This window comes from Desulfovibrio biadhensis (assembly GCF_055388615.1).
On the sequence record NZ_AP042477.1, the window covers coordinates 4,515,235 to 4,533,826 of the forward strand.

At 46.6% G+C, this 18,592-nt stretch carries 13 protein-coding genes and 2 pseudogenes; 8 read left to right on the forward strand and 7 right to left on the reverse strand.

Annotated elements, in window-relative coordinates:
- Positions 1-17: 17 nt before the first annotated feature.
- From ACZ5EH_RS19575 to ACZ5EH_RS19600, 6 genes are read right to left on the reverse strand one after another with little or no spacing between them, the layout of a single operon-like run.
- Positions 18-464, reverse strand: coding sequence for a response regulator (locus ACZ5EH_RS19575; protein WP_464275558.1), 447 nt, complete (start codon positions 462-464; stop codon positions 18-20).
- A complete protein-coding gene (locus tag ACZ5EH_RS19580) occupies positions 430-1,503 on the reverse strand; it encodes a sensor histidine kinase (RefSeq protein WP_464275559.1) in 1,074 nt (357 codons plus the stop codon). Before ACZ5EH_RS19580 ends, ACZ5EH_RS19575 begins: the two co-directional genes overlap by 35 nt.
- Positions 1,503-1,919, reverse strand: coding sequence for a response regulator (locus tag ACZ5EH_RS19585; RefSeq protein WP_464275560.1), 417 nt, complete (start codon positions 1,917-1,919; stop codon positions 1,503-1,505). Before ACZ5EH_RS19585 ends, ACZ5EH_RS19580 begins: the two co-directional genes overlap by 1 nt.
- Before the next feature lie 44 nt (positions 1,920-1,963).
- A complete protein-coding gene (locus ACZ5EH_RS19590) occupies positions 1,964-3,616 on the reverse strand; it encodes a sensor histidine kinase (protein WP_464275561.1) in 1,653 nt (550 codons plus the stop codon).
- Positions 3,617-3,634: 18 nt separating this feature from the next.
- Positions 3,635-6,232, reverse strand: coding sequence for a PEP/pyruvate-binding domain-containing protein (locus ACZ5EH_RS19595; RefSeq protein ID WP_464275562.1), 2,598 nt, complete (start codon positions 6,230-6,232; stop codon positions 3,635-3,637).
- A gap of 17 nt (positions 6,233-6,249) precedes the next feature.
- On the reverse strand, positions 6,250-6,630 hold the full coding sequence (locus ACZ5EH_RS19600; RefSeq protein WP_464275563.1) for a response regulator: 381 nt from the start codon (positions 6,628-6,630) through the stop codon (positions 6,250-6,252).
- A gap of 50 nt (positions 6,631-6,680) precedes the next feature.
- On the opposite strand from ACZ5EH_RS19600, the gene ACZ5EH_RS19605 reads away from it, so the two are divergent.
- From ACZ5EH_RS19605 to ACZ5EH_RS19620, 4 genes are all read left to right on the forward strand, one after another.
- Positions 6,681-6,953, forward strand: coding sequence for a hypothetical protein (locus ACZ5EH_RS19605; protein WP_464275564.1), 273 nt, complete (start codon positions 6,681-6,683; stop codon positions 6,951-6,953).
- Positions 6,954-7,051: 98 nt separating this feature from the next.
- Entirely contained in the window at positions 7,052-9,148 is a 2,097-nt protein-coding gene (locus ACZ5EH_RS19610; RefSeq protein WP_464275565.1) for a tetratricopeptide repeat protein, read from the forward strand.
- Positions 9,149-9,329: 181 nt separating this feature from the next.
- Positions 9,330-10,907, forward strand: a complete 1,578-nt coding sequence (locus tag ACZ5EH_RS19615; protein WP_464275566.1) for a hypothetical protein — start codon at positions 9,330-9,332, stop codon at positions 10,905-10,907.
- A gap of 726 nt (positions 10,908-11,633) precedes the next feature.
- Positions 11,634-13,031, forward strand: coding sequence for a class II fumarate hydratase (locus ACZ5EH_RS19620; protein WP_464275567.1), 1,398 nt, complete (start codon positions 11,634-11,636; stop codon positions 13,029-13,031).
- Between the two features lie 92 nt (positions 13,032-13,123).
- Here ACZ5EH_RS19620 and ACZ5EH_RS19625 read toward each other — a convergent pair.
- Positions 13,124-14,220: pseudogene (locus ACZ5EH_RS19625) on the reverse strand (IS3 family transposase).
- A gap of 492 nt (positions 14,221-14,712) precedes the next feature.
- Here ACZ5EH_RS19625 and rffA point away from each other — a divergent pair.
- The 4 genes and pseudogenes from rffA to ACZ5EH_RS19645 all read left to right on the forward strand — a co-directional run bounded on the left by rffA (position 14,713) and on the right by ACZ5EH_RS19645 (position 18,577).
- A complete protein-coding gene (gene rffA / locus ACZ5EH_RS19630) occupies positions 14,713-15,837 on the forward strand; it encodes a dTDP-4-amino-4,6-dideoxygalactose transaminase (RefSeq protein ID WP_464275568.1) in 1,125 nt (374 codons plus the stop codon).
- A gap of 23 nt (positions 15,838-15,860) precedes the next feature.
- Positions 15,861-16,564 (forward strand): annotated as a pseudogene (locus ACZ5EH_RS19635) (WbqC family protein).
- A gap of 263 nt (positions 16,565-16,827) precedes the next feature.
- The gene (locus ACZ5EH_RS19640) at positions 16,828-17,784 is read left to right on the forward strand and encodes a glycosyltransferase family 2 protein (protein WP_464275569.1); all 957 of its coding nucleotides are present in this window, start codon (positions 16,828-16,830) and stop codon (positions 17,782-17,784) included.
- On the forward strand, positions 17,777-18,577 hold the full coding sequence (locus tag ACZ5EH_RS19645) for a creatininase family protein (RefSeq protein WP_464275570.1): 801 nt from the start codon (positions 17,777-17,779) through the stop codon (positions 18,575-18,577). Before ACZ5EH_RS19640 ends, ACZ5EH_RS19645 begins: the two co-directional genes overlap by 8 nt.
- Positions 18,578-18,592: the final 15 nt, after the last annotated feature.

Sequence of the window (18,592 nt, forward strand, 5' to 3'; positions counted from 1 at the left end):
GCATGTCCAGGTTCAGTTTATGAAAACAGCTTGAAAAGTCCTTTGCGCTCCTTTTCAACTGATTTCCCAGCTGAAGGTTTGTCTTTGCGTAATCTGCGATTTTCCAAAGCAAGTTCAATCGTTCGCAAAAGTCCTTGCTGTTCATAGGGTTTAAGCTGGTAATCGAATGCCCCTTCCTGAATGAGTGTCACGGCGGAACTCAAAGAAGCATGGCCAGTGAGCACCACTACTTCTGTTATGATATCTTCCTCACGCATACGGCGCAGAACCTCCTCGCCATCCATATCAGGCATCTTCAAGTCCAAAAGAACCACGTCGAATTCCCTTGCGCCGAGGACATCAAGGGCTTCATGCCCTCCACTGGCACCTTCCGCCTGGTATCCCTTCATGCACAACATACGGACAAGGTTGTCGCGAAAAATATCCTCATCATCCACGACCAGTATGCGGCGTTTCGTCTCCATTACCGCGCCTCCCTTTAGCTGCAGTTGCGGCACCGGGGCGTTGCCTTTCCGGCGGCGTATGTCTGAGGGGCAGGCGCACGTCAAAACAAGCGCCATGCCCTGGTTCGCTTTTCACACTTATGGAGCCGCCAAGCCGGGAGACAATCGCCAGGCTGATGGCCAACCCCAATCCTGTGCCTTTGCCCGGCGGCTTGGTGGTAAAGAAAGGGTTGAAGATGGAAGCCAAGTGATCCTCGTGAATACCCGGCCCGTTGTCTTCAACGCGCAAAATGACCTGGGAAGAGTCGTCTCGATGTGTAGAAGCGCTTATCACGCCTCCTTTCCCCTGCATTTCCAGCGCCTGTACGGCATTATTCAGCAGGTTCAGCACCACATGCCGCAGCATGGGCGCGTCTGTCATGACTTCTGGTAAATCCTTTTCATAATGACGAACGAATGTAATGCCAGCGTCCTTACCTTCGCGCTCCACCCATCCCACCATGTCATCCATCAGGCGAGAAACATCGGTGCTTTGCTGTACGGTGTGCATGGCGCGTGCAAAATGCAGCATGCCATGCGTAATCTCGCTGCAACGCCGTACCTGTTTACCAATTTGTTGGAGGGAATCGGAAAAATCGTTGTTCGTTGCAACACCTGCATATTCGGGTGCCTGCAGTAGATGCTGCAGCCACTCCAACTCCTGGCTTATAATGTTCAAGGGCGTATTTATCTCATGAGCAATGCCTGCTGACATCTCCCCAACAGCAGCCATCTTGCGTGATTGGAAAAGCAAATCATCCAGTTCTTCCGAGCGGTGACAGGCTCTGGATGCAGAATATAATAGCAACACAGCCGAGCCCGCCACAGTCAGGGCGGCTGCAATGCCAATCCATAAGCCCATAGTGAGGCTCTGAGTTCTGGACAGAAACACCAAGGCCAACACAGCGAAAGGCGCAATGACCAGATGCACGAGCACCCCCCGCCAAGTGGTGACGTGCAAGACCGCCAAGGGTGACAGCATGATGACGCTGCCCCTGGCCTTGTGTACTGCCTCTGCCATCACTTCTTTTCCTCGCGGAGCTGCAACACTCTGCGCTCATAGGCCTTGTTAATCTTGTAAACCAGGTCATCCAGCACGAACGGCTTCATCACGTAATCATAGGCGCCATAACTCATGCCCTGCAGACCACTTTCAACGGATCCGTGCCCTGTAAGCATGATTACCTCCACCAACGGATATCGTTTCTTGATTTCCTTAAGCGTTTCAATGCCGTCCATGCGTGGCATCTTCACATCCAGAATCACCACATCCACCGGATTTTCGCCCATAAACTGCAAAGCGGCGAATCCGCTGTCTGCGCTGGAAACGGAAAGCCCGCGTTTTTGAAAACGCTTTACAAACAAATCAAGGAAATCGACTTCGTCATCCACAACCAGGATATCCGGCTTACGCTCCGCCATCTTGCTTTCGTGCATCGTAGCCTCTTTGCAAATGACTCCCCGTGCAGTCCCTTTTGTAATCAGGAAATCGGGAAGGTGATGGTGAATGTTGATCCCTTGCCCACTTCGCTTTCAGCTATAATTTTACCGTGTAGCTTCTCCAGAATGCTGTAAACAATGGAAAGACCGAGTCCTGTCCCTTCGCCTACCTTTTTGGTCGTGTAAAAGGGGTCGAAAATTTTTTCCAATTGTTCCTGCGGGATTCCACCACCGGTATCGTTGATGGAAACAAAGACTTCTTTGCGTTCCGGAAAAACGCCCGTGCGCAGAGTAATGATTCCATCTTTGCCTATTGCGTCCAGAGCGTTGTCGATAACGTTCAAAAAAACCTGCTGCATCTGCTTGGAGTCATTCGTAATAAGCGGGAGATCAGGGTCCAGCTGTGCAACCATCTCAATGTTGCGGTAGACAGCTTCACTCTCCAGAAAATTCAAGGTTTCCTTGAGCACATCGTTACAACTCACATTTTCCTGCACGGGGTCCATGCGCCTGCCAAAGCCAAGCATGCGATGGGTTACTTCCTTGGCCCGTTCCACATGACGGTCAATTTTGTCCACAACATCGCATATCTCTCCGTAATTTTGCATATTACCCCCATCTTCTTCGGAGAGAAGATCGCGAATCCATCCGGCGCTCTCCCGAATGAGCGTCAACGGATTATTGACTTCGTGAGCCACACCTGCAGCCAGCTTGCCTAGAGCAGCCATCTTGTTGGATTGCAGTAGTGAAGCGTTCAGGAGTGCTGCTTCCCTGTCGGCATCGATGATCTTTTGCACCATTTTATGGGTCACAAAGATGGAGCCGATGCAAATCATGATTGTACCCCCGAGAAAAACAAGAAAGGCATTCAGCTCAGCCTGAATCAGGGGGCCCATTTCTTCTCGAGAATCTTCGCTTATGACAAGCAACCAGTTAACCATGGTCAACCAGCTCAACCCCTGTAAGCGTGCTTCTCCGTCCACTTCCACCCTGTCCACCGCAACACCATGGAATGGGGGGGGCATGACGACCTTGTCGCACTTTGCCAACACAGGCAGATTGAACCGCGAAGGCGTTTGCAGTTCCCCCGCCTTGTTCAGCAGATAAGCGTCCCCACGTTTTCCGGTCTGCACCGTCTGCACCAGGGACTTGAAGACTTCCAGATCGACTGTGGCGCGCAGAATCCATGAGCGATCCTTTTCCCTGCACATCACGGCAATGATAAAGTGCGGGTAGTTGCGAAAGCCCATGAAAACGTCACTGATGTAGACTCCACGAAACATGACCTCAAAAAACCATTGTTCATCTTTATAGTTGGCGTCTGAAATACTGTAGGGGCCTACATAAGCGACATGGCGCCCTTCATTATCGATAACGCCGATATCCACAAAATCTCTGGAGCTTCCCTCTATATTTTCGAAAAGCCTACGTAGTGCATCCGGAGCATTGAGTTCTTCAAACGTATTGTCATAGGCGATTGTCCGCAAAAAAGAGACTTTTTCCTTGAGAAAAAGGTCTATGGCCCTTTGTTTATTGTCCACTATGGTCTTCAGATTTGCGACAGCCTTTTCTTCATAGGCATCGTTAAATTCCCAAAAAAGCACATAGCCCAACCCCATTAAAGGAATCATGGAAAATACAAGTATGGTTGCCAGAATTTTCCAACGTAGTACTCTATATTCTTTGGGGTGCATTCTTGCTCCCGACCACGCTTACATAGCCAGCATGGTTTTGATTTCTCGCAGCATGGCTGACCTGCGTGTCGTGACGGCGTCCCTGTCCGTCATGACCATATCCAGTTGCCTGGTGTGGATAATCAGGTATCCTAGGACCTTAAGCCTGCGCTCCATGTCCTCTTTGGACAGACCTTCGATACGGGCGAAAAGAGCATCCTGCTTTGTTTCACAACGAAATCCGAATTCCTCTAACAGGTCAGCCACCATCCGAGCCCGTAAAATGCGACGTTCCATGTCTGCAGCGCCCCCCTTGAACTGGAAACTTGCGTAATTTTCATCGCTATTATTCCCCACAAGCGCTTCGACCGTGCAAAAATGAAAACCAAAGCGGGATTGCAGGCTGCAGAATTCGTCGGAAATCATGAAATAGTTGCGCATGCTGAAGCCGCTCTGTACCGACGTCTCAAGCTCGGGATTGGTGGTGGCTTCCATGAGCACGGACATGAAACCCTTGACATTTACAGGCACAGGGGCTTCGCAGCTTACTGCGGTCATGCCGTGCCAAAGCGCCAACATCGGCGGGGAGATGATGTCTTCCATAAGTATGAAACGGTTGCTTCTGTCCGTGCTGATGATGCCCCCTCCGAGATCGATGACCCAATATTGCATGGGGACCTTATGAAAAAGCTGTTTACTCAAACTCTGCAGGCCTGGTTGGCCGGCTTCGGCAGCAAACATCAACCGCACTGACATTTCGTGGCAATAACGTGTGATGTCATGCAAGGACTTGCAATTATGGGGGACAAACGCTGCAGATTCCGGCTCCAGCAAATGCAACGGCGTCACAAACTGAAGCACGCGTTCAAGCACTCCATGCACAGGAGTGCCTAACATCAAGCGTTTTTTCTCCTGGGTGCGCGAGAGAATGACGGGAATTTCTCCTGAGTAAACAGCGCATCCGTCAGCGTCTACAGTCACAAGCCCTTCCCCTTCAAGGCTTTCCACGCAATCTTCAAGACCAAACAGGGCTGGAACGCCGAACTCTCTGGCTACGTTTGCCAAATGACCGGCGATGCTGCCCTGGCAGGCAACCATCGCCGCAACCCTATGTAAAAGGGGCGCCCAGCGCGGTGAGGCCTGTTCGGTAACCGCCACCGCGCCATCCGGGCAACGCACCACGTCGATATCCTTACGCAGCACGTAGATTTCTCCTGCAGCAGCGCCATGGCAGGCCGTAACGCCTCCCTTAAGCAAAGGCGTGACGTTCTGGGGCAATTCCACTACGGGATCAGCTAAAGCGTCCTCTACCTGCAAGGGGCGGCATTGCAAAATGTAAATTCTGCGTTCCTCATCCAATGCAAATTCAACATCTTGTGGCTGGCCAAAAAGCTCTTCTAGCTGCAAACAGATCTGAGACAGATTGACCAGTTCCATGTCATTCAGTGCAGGAAACAATGATTCCTGCGGTGTGGTATCTACACTCAGAAGCCCTTCCACAGGATCACAAACGTACTTTTTGGTTTTTACAGCCACAGTACGGCGCACAACATTCAAATTTTCGCGGCTGATAAGGAAAAGATCTGATTGCCCCTTGCCGTCAACAACGGCCTTGGGCAATCCTAAGGTCGCGTTCACCATCAAACAGTCGTGTCGCACGCCCAAAGGATTGCGGGTATACACCACACCACCTGCCACGGCGTTGATCATGCGCATGAAGGCAACGCACATGGCCACGTCCTCATCTCTGATTCCTCGCGACAGGCGATAGCTCATTGCCGTCACACCGTATTTACTTGCGACTATCTCTTTGTAGGTTGCAGCAAGCTCCTCTCTGGGGACATTCAGCTCAGAATGGTATTGCCCCGCAAAGGAAGCCCCCAGCGTATCCTCACCAAGGGCGCTGCTGCGCACTGCCAGGCGAAGGGCTGGACCAGACTCACGCTCCAACGCAATGGCGGCCTGGTCGAGTTCGGTGGCAAGCTGTTCAGGAAGATGTGCCATGGTTATGGCCTGCTGTATGACAGAGCTCAATGTGAACAGGGCATCAGTGCTATCCGCTGCGGCAGTCTGAATTTTCTTGTCGATAAAGGATTGCAGCCCATCAACTTCCAACAGGGCGCGATACGCGTCCGATGTGGCCACGAATCCTTCAGGAATAAGTAGATCAAGGGTATTTGCCGCTTCTGCCAGGCATGCGACCTTAGGTCCTACGACATCCACATTGCACAAACCAGCATTGCGCATTTCCAAAAGCAGGGGGCCTGAAGTGGCTACACATGGTGGTTCCAGCTCTTGCCGCATACTCGCCTTTATGGACTCAAACCGCTCGTGCAACACAGGCTGGTTCTTGCCGGAAAGGGCTTCCAGCTGCACGATTATTCTGTGTACGCTTGCCAGCACACGAGCGCACTGGCTGCGGACATAATGCATGCCAAACGGACGCAGCCCCTCAAGGGCCTCTTCCATGTCAGCCATCAGCTCCAGTGCCTGATTGTTTGCAGCAATCAACAGTTTGAAGGCGACACAGCGAGTCTGATGCCTGCGGCGTAAGTCGGCCAGTGCTTCACTGTCATCCACAGATATTGAAGGCGACAAACGCTGAAACAGTTGTTGCATCCATACGGGCAGTGACATGATAGCGCCTCCCGGTGCTACACCGTTCCGCGCCGCTTGCTGCCGGCGTCACTGATCTTTGAAAGCAAATCGTTGAAAGCAACTGGTTTGACGAGATAATCATAGGCGCCTAATTCCAGCCCCTGATCCACATATTCCATGTCAGCGTGGCCGCTCAAGATGATGACTTCAATATCTGGTGCAATCTGCTTAATCTTTCGTAGGGCCTCGATTCCGTTCATGCCCGGCATTTTCACATCCAAAATAACAACATCGAAATTATCCTCCGAAATAGCGCGGATCCCCTCTTCCCCAGAATCCACGGCTACGACCTCGACGTTTCGTTTGGCCAGTCTTTTTCGCAGGAGTTCAAGAAACTCAAGTTCATCATCAACTAGAAGCGTCTTGATGGAAGCCATGAAATCCCCTCCAGAGTTGTGTCCTGTCAGCCTTGTAAACTGGAACGAGAATGCGGAAGAAAACTGGAGCTTCAGGACTTGAATACCTTTTGCGCAATCGCCAAAAATTGATTTTCATATCTGCAAAAAAGCAAGAAACATTCCATGGAGGGGATTTTCCACCACTTGCGCAATTTATTTTTAATATAATATTTCAACATGATAACTCTCAATTTTGCCAGACACGTCTTGCACATATCGCGCAAAGCGTTCATTATTGCGCAATCAGAGTTTATCTTGCCCGATGCACAGAATCAGGGCTGGAATCTACAGAAAATGCTTAAGCGCTTTCGCACGTTTTGCAGCGCATTGACGAGCCAGGGCAAAGCAAAGTATCTGAATCCCGTTTACCCAATTTTTGCCAATCTTTATTCGAGTCCTAATGCTTCTGATGGATAAAAACTGGAATCAGACACCCTCTTCCGAAAATCCCCTTGCTCCCTTTCTCGAGAAGCCCATACACCTATTGATTTCGGGTAATGTGCTGCGGGAACAGGTCAAGGTGACACTTACGGCATTGGGCTTCACAAAAATTACCGAGCACCCTCCTGTTCAGGCGTATGCGCAAAGCGTGCAGCAGCTTGGCCGCTTTTTGTTGCAGGCCAGGGATGCCTTGTTTCTTGTTGGCCCCCCTATGGATGGCGGAGGGAGCGGGGCCAAAGAGTTTTCAGATTTTTTCAGCGACGTCCGTCTCATTCTGGATAAAGCCAATCGAGACGTGATGAAAACACTCTCGATGTGTGTTCCCATTTTTGAAGACATCGAATTTGTTCACAAACGTGAACGCATTGTACTTTCTCTAGTGGAATTTGGTGTATCGGGCGTTTTCATCCTTTCCAAGCAAGACCCCCTCAAAGGGCTGACGCCACAACGCAAAAAAGCCCTTTACCAGCAGCAGCTAAAAGAGCGCTTCATCGAACTCAAAGAGTATCTTGACGACTTCCTTCCACAAATGGATACGGCTCTCGAAGTGGCGAAGGAAAAGTGGGAGGAAAGAAAACTTTCCGAGAAAAAGGCCGAAGCTGAAGAGATGATGCGCAAGGCCGAAGATCTGAAGCGCACCGGCAATTTTGAAGAAGCGGTCACGGCCTTGAAACAGGCCATCGAGCTGTACCCAGCGGACCCGCGCGCCTACATGGAAAGCGGGCGGGTTTATGTGCGGATGAAGAAATACCCCAATGCGCTTAAGCGTTTTCACCAGGCAGAAGAAGTTGCCGAAAAATTGCCCGAGCCCAATAAGGAGATTGGCAATGTCAGGGTGCTGCAGGCAAAGGAATTGATACGGGCTGGAGAGCCTGCCGACAGCCCAAATGTACAGAAACTTCTTGAAGACGCCGTGGATAATTATGGACGGGCATTATTAAAGGCCGAGGAAGTAAAACGTTCTGATTCGCCTGGCGAGAACGATAAGAACGTCAATGCCGTCGTTGCCATTGCCGGAGACATTCTCAAGCTTGAGCTCGATGAATTGCTGGGGGAAAACCACCCTGCCGTTGCCAGATTCAAAAGTATGGCGCGGGATTCCATGATGTTGATGGGAGGCAAAAACACCGACGACATGTCCGGCCGACAGCTCATATTCCTTGGGCAGACCGCCATGGACCAGGGCAACTTTGAGGGCGCGGAAAAATATTTTCACAAGGCTGCAAATCAAAAGGAATTCTTCACCGCAGCCTGTAACGAAATCATCTATATGGGGCAGTTGGTGCGCCGCAAAAAAGGGCCACAACGCGCCATAGGAATATACCGTCGTCTGCTGGAGCGCACGCCGCCCAACATTTCAGCTGTCTTCTTCAATATGGCCGTGGCGCAGGCTGAGGCTGGAGAGGAGCTGGACGCGGTGTGCACCCTGTGCCGGGGTATCTGGCAAGATCCTGAACTGCCGCAAAACCCGATGTTCTACCATAACCCCAAACTATTTGCCGCCATAGACCATCTGGCCTGGTTGCGCCAAAGTATTAAACGATTTTCCGCAGCAGCAGATGCCGACCCCAGCCTGTTGCAACGAGGACAATTACTGGAGACATTGTTGCTCCGTTTAGCCCGCAAGCAGGCAAAGGAAGGACTGCCACTGCTGCTGGAAGCGATACGCATGAAAGGTTTTTTCCAATGGGAGTTTGCCTTTTTCGACCCCGCCCTACAGCAATTCATACGGGCCATGTGCGTTCAAACCTGTCGCTCAGCCAATCCAAAAGCGCAAAAACTTGGCAATTGCTTACGCAAGGTTGCCACTGCACAACAGAAAAAAACCGCACCTGACGGCTTTATCCCATTTAAAAAAGAAGTCTTCCAATTACTCCGTGAAATAAATACAGATTTTTCCCCTCAGGAAACCCTGGATCATTTCGTCGTACTTGTAACTAACCATCATGATTATTTCCGTGGGCCAAATTTCTTTACCATGCCTTCAATGCGCAAATTCACTTCAGAACTGAGTACAAAGCTCGAACATATAGACCCCTCGCGTCTGCGTCGCTAACTGCACCATCCTTTCCAGACTGACACTAGCCGCGCACATTCCCCTTCCCTTTTTCGGGTTATGCATGTATTTATACAATTATTACATGTTCAAAATAGTTATGTTTTAAAGTGCATGAAGCAGTACCTCCCTCTCTGCTTCAGGCTTCATTTTGATGCCCACTTACGGTAAGGAGCTAGCCATGCCAGAAGGTCTGGCAACAGCAACAACCACCTCCCCAGAGCAAATAGCTAAAGAAAGCGCGCAAGAACGCTTTGATACTTACTTTCGCAAACTTCAGGATTTGCGAGAAGGTAATATCAGCGACGAATTCTTACATCGTGAGCTTCTTTTAGAATTTTTGCGCATCAATGCACACCAGCTTACTGACCTGCCTGAAAAGGCAATGCAACAGGTGGGCGTGGTCAATATGATTTGCCAACGCGCTTTCAAGCATTCTAAATATAAAAATATAGACAATATCATCCAGAGTTTTGTCACTGATATAAATCGCTTGATGAGCACTGATAAACGGGAAGAACCAGAACTTTATGAAAAGCGCTTTGGTTTTGCATACAATTCAGAGATACTTTTACTGCGTGTATTGCAATCCGTTGTCAGAATACAGGCTGATGTGTCTGGCGCCTTCCGTGATATAATCCTTGGCATATATGGAGAATCTGGAACGCGAAAGTTCGACGAAATTTATTATTCCAGCGAATTTTCTCCAAACTTTTGGCGCGCGATAATAGAGTATTTTGTCAAAAAGAAGCTTGGAGTTGCATACGAGGAAGTAACGCGCAAGGCTAAATACAACTACTCACGAACACCAAAAACGGTTCGTATCAACTTTCAGTTTGACCTCATCTTGGAAGAATTGAAACGAGAAGGCGTTGAACGTAAGCGTTCTGATAAGCTGAAGCCGTTTATCCAGACCGATGTCGTAGAATTTGAATACAAACGAATTCGCCAACTTGTCAGCAACTTCCTGCTGGAAAATCGAGACTTCTTCCTGGAGGATGACATCCCGGATGAAGAGGCAGCTCCGATCATCGACATGGTGTGCTTCGATCTTTCTGCCGCGGAATACAAACGAGCCGCAGTTGACCAGGCCATGCGCACTGTGGATTGGGAAGACATCGTCACTAATGAAGAGCAAAAACTGCTGGACCAGTTCGATACCATCAAAGGCAAACTGCTAGCGGCCGCCCTGGGGGTTTCCATCGCCTACAAGACCATGCAACAGGACTTCATTGAGGCGGTGAATATTTTTTCAACAAAAAACATGCAGATATATGAAGCCAAAGACATTGAGCAAACAGGGAAATTAATACGTTTTTTTGATCAGGACGCCCTGGAGGCGACCCTGCTTTTTATGCTGGAGAGTTACTTTTTCAATATTCTACGCCGCAAATGCCTGGATAAAAAAGAAAAGATCAAGATCCAATCCGTACATAAAAAGCGTATCGACGTGGACATGCTAGAAGCCCTGTATCATTTCGGCCTTACACGCATCCAAAAAAACAAGATTTTCATGCCGGATACATACAATCCAGACATGTTCGAATTTCGGATGATTGAGTACGAAACACTTGAAAAATTGTACGATTTTCTACAACTCCCCCGTCACTTGCGAAAAAGGATCGATGAAGTTTGGGAGAGTGCTGCGCACAAGATCGCTTTCTATGTCATCATTGATTTGGCAATGATCTCACGCACATCTACTGATATCAAACGCGGGCTTACGGAAATACTCTACAAGTATGGGATTGTCGTTTGATTACAAAGTGAGGTGCAAAAAATCACAGTTCTTCAATGTTTAAAAGAAGAAGCCTTTTCAACCAACATATCCTACAAAAGCATTTCTCATTCTTCCACTCCTCAAATCGCACAATAGATTCTGGACTGAGACTGCAACCTAAAGTCGAGAACTTATATTTCTCTTCAGCAACGCCAATCTACTGAATATTGCATACCATATTGACCTGGATGCTGTTCACAGGCATGAATTTCGTATGAGAAAGAGTACTCACAAAGCCTCTTTTCAAAGTGGAGTATCAACCGAACTGCGCCCCTGCCCCAGGCAGATTGCTGCTGGGGTACTCTGTGCTGTCATTGCGCTAGCAGGCATTGTATATGGTGAATGGCTGGAAACACGCACCAACACCTTATTAGAAGGGTGGAATATGCTTGGAGGCGGGAAAGGACGCCCCGCCGAGTGGCGACTTTCTTTAGGGGATGTCTTTTTCTACGCCCCTTTTCTTTCGGCAATTGCCGGCGTTACTTTGCATTGCACAAAGCGACAAAAAAAATTCCTCAGCGTGATAATCTATCTGGGGGGAGCTACGGGCGCTCTCGGTATGCTATCCTACCCTGTTTTTGCTCCTTATGGAATGCGCTTGGGAATTCTACCATTTCTTGTGGCGCTTGCATTGTTGTGGCGTTGGCGCCAGCGCATCCAGCACCCATGTGAGAGCGACTCACAAATTGAAGATCCGGAGGGCACATGACGCAGTTTCGCATTGAGCACGACAGCATGGGGGACGTTAAAGTACCTGCCGACAAGCTCTGGGGGGCGCAAACACAACGCTCTCTCACCTACTTCAGCATCGGACAGGAACTCATCCCAAAAGAAATGATCCGTGCCTATGCAACTCTGAAAAAAGCCTGCGCACTTGCCAATCTTGAATTGGGACATTTATCCGAGGCTAAGCAACAACTTATCTGTAATGTCTGTGATGAAATTACAGACCACCAGCATGATGCCATGTTCCCGCTGCATGTCTGGATGACCGGAAGCGGTACGCAATTCAACATGAACGTCAACGAAGTGATCTCCAACCGCTGTTCCCAGATTGCAGGCGAAGCATTGGGCTCCAAGCGTCCTGTGCATCCAAACGATGACGTCAACATGTCGCAATCTACCAACGACAACTTCCCGTCTGCAATGTACATTGCCGCTGCTATTGGCATACAAGCAACCCTGCTTCCTGCAGCCAGCGCTCTGCATCTGGCAGTAAAGGAAAAAGCGGTTGCCTGGAAAGACATTGTAAAAATCGGGCGCACACACATGCAAGATGCAACGCCACTCACTCTGGGGCAAGAGTTTTCAGGCTACGCTGCCCTCATCAAAGATTGCATCTCACGCTTGGAACATGCCGTAAACGGCGTATTCCGCCTCACACTCGGGGGCACTGCTGTAGGGACAGGTATTAACGCACCACAAGGATTTGCCGAAGCCGTAGTTAAACATATCGCGACTATAACAAAATTGCCTTTTGTACCTGCAACAAACAAATTTGCTCTCCAAGGATCACATGATGATCTTGTCCAATTGTCGGCTACCATGAAAACATTGGCTGTTGCGCTGCATAAAATTGCAAATGACATACGTCTTCTATCATGCGGCCCTCGAGCAGGTCTTGCAGAGTTGAAACTACCCGCCAACGAGCCAGGTTCCTCCATCATGCCTGGAAAAGTTAATCCAACACAGTGCGAGGCTCTCACAATGCTGACCATGCAAGTAATGGCAAATGACCTCGCCGTCACAATGGCAGGGGGCGGTGGCGCCCTGGAAATGAATGCTTATAAACCACTTCTGATCCATAACGTAATGCAATCAATCAGATTGCTTGCTGATGGAATGGTAAACTTCAGAAAATACCTTGTGGAAGGATTGCAAGCCGACGAGAAACGAATAGCAGAATACGTACAAAACTCCTTAATGCTTGTAACAGCACTCTCTCCAGTCATAGGCTATGATAAGGCAGCAGAAGTTGCCCATTATGCAATGGAGAAAAATATTTCTTTGCGAGAAGCAGTTCTGGAAACAAAAACAATATCAGAAGAAGAATTTAATAGCATTGTTGACCCAAGAAAAATGACAATGCCGAATAAAGAATAAGTCAAATAACAGATGCTGTTCAAAGCACTTTTTTCATTATACTCGCTGAACAAATCATAAAGAAAGTGAAGTGCCCCCTTTCTTAGGGCCAATCATTCTGAGAGTTCTTCCCCTCTTTGGTGTGCAAACTCACTCGGGGTCAGGTAGTCCAACGAGCTATGTGGCCGCTTTCTGTTGTACCTGACCCGCCACGCCTCGATTTCGTTCTTAGCCTGCTTCAACCTCACAAACCAATGCTCGTTCAGGCATTCGTCGCGGAAGCGGCCGTTGAAACTCTCCACAAAAGCATTCTGCATCGGTTTACCCGGTTCTATGAACCTGAGTCTTACCCCGCGCTCAGCACTCCAGCGCGCCAAGCTCTTGCTTACGAATTCTGGACCGTTGTCGATGACTAGTTACTCTGGCAAGCCCCTGTGTTCGACGACCTTGTCCAGGACCCGAACGACGCGTTCACCTGGCAAAGATGTGTCTACCTCGATGGCCGGCCATTCCCGGCTGAAGTCATCGACAATGTTCAATACCCGAAAACGCCGCCCGGACTCCAAACAGTCACTTACGAAATCCATACTCCAGCGTTGATTGCGGTATTTCGCAGGAGCAAGGGGTCTCTTGTCCCTTTTAGGAATCCGTTTCTTTCGCCGTTGTGGTACTTGCAAGCCTTCCTCTCGATACAGCCGGTACACACGTTTGTGATTTATCGCCTCGTGCTCCCTGCAGAGCAATGCGTGGAGGCGCCGGTAACCGAACCGTTTCCATTTTATGGCCAACTCACGCAATACCTGCCGCAGCAACACGTTCCGATCCGGGCGTTTCTCGTAGGCGTCAGAACTGCGGCTGATGGCGACTAGCCTGCACGCCCTGCGTTTGCTGAGCGCATACCTATCCATGACATAGCGCACAGCCTTGCGTTTCGCGGCAGGCTTCAGAAGTTTTTTGACAGCAAATCCTCCAGGATAATTTTGTCCAAAGTCAAATCAGCAACAGCCTTTCGAAGTCGATTGTTTTCCTCTTCCAGGCTTTTGAGGCGCCTGGCTTCGCTGACTTCCATGCCGCCGTATTTCGACTTCCAACGATAAAAGGTCTGCTCGCTGATCCCGTGCCTTCGGCAAACATCACCGTTGCTTTCAGCCAGCTCTGCTTCCTTCAGAATCCTGATGATCTGTTCTTCTGAAAAACGGCTCTTTCGCATGCCTGCCTCCTGACCTCTGTTTATCAGGGAAGTCTCTCAAAATACATGGTCCAGTTTTATGGGGGCAGGTCAAAAGAATTCTTTTGGATACTTCATTGTCTAAGTATTCAAAAACAAGAATCAAGTAACACGTGCATCCAATAAAATGTTTTTTTAATTATTCAAGAAGGGTAGATAACTCCCAGACGTCATGCAGCACATTGACACAGAACAACAACCGGCGTATTTAAAATCATTGATTTTCATGGTTTTTTATTAAAAAAACTAAAATGATACTAGTTCCAGTTCAGTTACATGATTTTCAATTTGCCAGTTTACGTACTATGGCACAGAAACGAAACTCAATCTTTATATTACATATTTAATTCTCATTTTTTCAAACTACTAGTAAATATTAATCGCAACTCACTTCTATTTTACCTACATTATATTTACTTTTTTTGTTGTACAATCATCCACCTTCAAACCTGACAAACTAGAAATCAACATAAGATGAAAATCCCTTTCAACAAACCATGGATGGTAGGTAAGGAACTCACAAACATTGCCAGATCCGTTTTGCTCTATAACAATACATCTGGTGACGGATATTACACAAAATACTGCCAGTCATGGTTAGAAAATAATCTGGATTGTCCCAAAGCGCTATTAACACATTCCTGCACTGGTGCGCTCGAAATGGCTTCAATTTTGTGCAATATTGAGCCAGGAGACGAAGTAATCCTCCCTTCTTTTACTTTTGTCTCTACAGCGAATGCTTTTGTCTTAAGAGGCGCTACCCCTGTATTCGTGGATATTTTGGAAGAAAACTTCAACATTAATCCACAACTTGTGGAAGATGCTACCACAAATAAAACAAAGGCTGTTGTTCCCGTACATTACGCTGGAACACCGTGTGATATGGACGTCCTACATGCCATCGCTTCTAAATATGGATTAAAAATAATTGAAGATGCTGCTCAAGGTATGCTCTCAAAGCATAAAAACAAATACCTTGGAACGATTGGTCACCTGGGAGCCTTGAGCTTCCATGAGACAAAAAACATCATTTCTGGGGAAGGTGGGGCCTTATTGGTCAACGACCCGGAACTGGCAGAACGCGCTGAGATAATTTGGCAAAAAGGAACTAACCGAAAACAATTCGAACGTAATCACGTTGATTTCTACACATGGGTTGATGTTGGATCTTCCTTCCTCCCCTCTGACATCATAGCTGCTTTTCTCGCCGCACAACTCGAAGAAGTCGAGTACATCACGTCCAAGCGCATCAAATTATGCCATAATTACTGTAGCATGTTGCACCCCCTTGTAGAGCGAGGCCACATTCTTCTCCCGCAATGCGATACAGCAAATGGACACCTCTATTACATCCTAGCCAACACACCTGAAGAACGTGACAAATTACTTGCATTCATGAACAAGAACAACGTATCAGGTGTTTTTCATTATATCCCCTTGCACAGTTCACCTGGTGGAATGCGATACGGACGTGCTCATGGCAATCTTTCTGTGACAAATGACATAAGCAAGCGCCTTATACGTTTGCCGATTTACTGTGAAATGTCTACAGAGGAACAAGCATACGTTGTCGAGACAATCTTTTCATTTTACTCTTAAACACTCTTCTTTCACTCATCTCAATGAAAAAAATAGCGATAGTACAATCAAACTATATCCCATGGAAGGGATACTTTGATTTAATTGCGTCTGTTGACGAATTTATTCTATATGATGATGTGCAGTTTACGCGCCGGGACTGGCGAAACAGAAACAAAATCAAGACACCACAAGGCACTACTTGGCTTACTGTTCCTGTGAAGTCAAAGGTAAATATTTTCAAAGCATTAAAGATACAGAGGTTGACGGCAACGCCTGGGCAGAGAAACATTTCAAGACATTATGTGCTTCTTACAAACGGGCTAAACATTTTTCTGAAATTAAAGATTTGATTGAGCCTCTGTATGCGAACTTTTCCGATAAATATCTTTCATTGTTAAACTTCCGCTTTGTTGAACTGATTTGCAACTATCTCAATATTACAACTAAAATTACATCTTCTAGTGAATACGACCTTACAGGCGATGCGACAGATCGCCTCCTTTGCATATGCAAGCAGGCTGAAGCGACCGAATATGTTTCTGGTCCATCCGCCAAAAATTACATGAAAGAAGAACTCTTTGCTGCAGAAAACATAAATCTGACATTTTTTGACTACGATGGTTACCCTGAATATCAGCAGCTCTGGGGTGATTTTATACATGAGGTTTCAGTTCTAGATCTTCTTTTCAATTGCGGTAAAGATTCTCCTCGATACATGAAGCATTATAACCGTAGTATTTTGTAAAATATCCTTTAGCATCGAACAATGTTTCATACATAAAGGGATTAGATAAAAATTTTTTAATATGAATCTTCTTTGTACCACTTTTTAAAAGTTTTTAATGAGACCCACTACAAACAAATATTTTTCTTTATTCATCATTTTTAGCTTATATTAGCCATTTTTTGAAAGCATATTGCTTGACAAAAAATAACATACAATTTAAAATTTAGCATAAAATTTTTCAAGTCACACGACTACTTAAAATCTTGTCTGGATAATTACTTATGCAACTTAGCATTGTAAGCTCTCTCTATCAGTCTGCTCCATATATTGAAGAATTCATTCAACGAATTTCTTTAGCTGCTGCAAAAGTTGCTGATTCTTTTGAAATTATTCTGGTCAATGATGGCTCTAAAGATGCATCATTATCATTAGCGCTTTCACTGCAAAATAAATACTGCAATCTTAAAGTTATAGATTTATCACGAAACTTTGGACACCATGTAGCCATGATGACCGGATTACGTCACGCGCAAGGAGATAAAGTCTATCTTACTGATTGCGACCTTGAAGAACCCCCTGAGTTGCTAGTAGATTGGTGGAACTTGCTAGAAAGAGACCCTGATCTCGACGTTGTCATTGGCGTCCAAAAAACGCGAAATGGGGATTGGTTCGATGTTTTATCAGGCACCATTTTTTACAACCTCATAAAATTTTTATCTCCAGTCGAACTACCAAAAAACTCTATTGTCTCTCGTCTAATGACATCGCGATACGTTAACGAAATTATCAAATTTGAAGACCGTGAACTATATCTCTTTGGCATTATGGCATTTGCCGGATTCAAACAGACAACAATGCCAGTGAAAAAGACTAAAAAATCAACCTCGACTTACACTCTGTTCCGAAGATTTGCCCTTTTCAGTAACGCCTTCACAAATTTCAGCAACTACCCATTGTATTTCATTTTCTACCTTGGTTTAGGAACAGCTTTATTTTCATGCTGTTACATGGCCTATGCAATTCTAAACTGGATATTTGACCCTACACAATCCCTCATGGGGTGGACCTCGATTGTTGTTTCAATTTGGCTTGTTGGGGGTATTATTTTGACTTCGCTTGGTATAATTGGAATATATTTAGCTAAAATTTTTATCGAAGTTAAAAGGCGTCCATTTTCCATTATTAGGAATGTTTACCCCCCGAGCTTGGACGCTAGTGAGAGTTCTGCTCATGAATAGTTTAATCTCATATGCTGAAATGGACGAGAAACTAGATAAGTGCCACGAAAATGGTGTATTGCCTGTTGCTTTTTTTCCTGTTGGCTGTACTGAACAGCATGGGCCATACCTTCCCCTCCAAACTGACACAATTATTGCTCAGGGGATATCCGATGCTATATGTAATACCCTACCAAAATCGTATTGCGGCTTTGTCTTTCCAGCCCTTTCATATACCCCATCTAAATCAAATATAGATTTTTCAGGAACTATTTCTATTAGTGAAAATTCTTTTAGAAATGTTTTGTATGACATTGTCCATTCAATGATGTACTCAAAGTTTCGATTTGTAGTTTTTTTAACTGGTCATGGACCAGCTCATCCATCTGTTGTTGAAGTTTGTTTCAATGCAATGCATAATCAATTCTCATCATTGGAAAAAATGAAGGTCGTTTTTGTTACATATTCTTTATCTCAAATACGTTTTTTGCTGGAAGAAATTGTACAACAACCATCAGGAAAACATGCCGATTGGTGTGAGTTTCTTTTTTTATATTATATTCTAGGAAATTCATATTTTACAGAGTCAAGAATGAATTCTATTCGTCATTTTCAACAGTCTAATAACTTTTCAATTCAAGCACCATCTGTACTAGGTTGCCCTTTATCAATGAAATCAGTACATGGAGTTATTGGCGAACCATTACCCTTAAAAGTAAGCGATGATGAAATGGCTGCTCTCGCAAGCAAAGCTTGGTCAGCTACTGTTGAGCACATTTGCAATCAGTTTGTTGCCGACACAACAGATTTATGAACTCAGGAGCTTTTT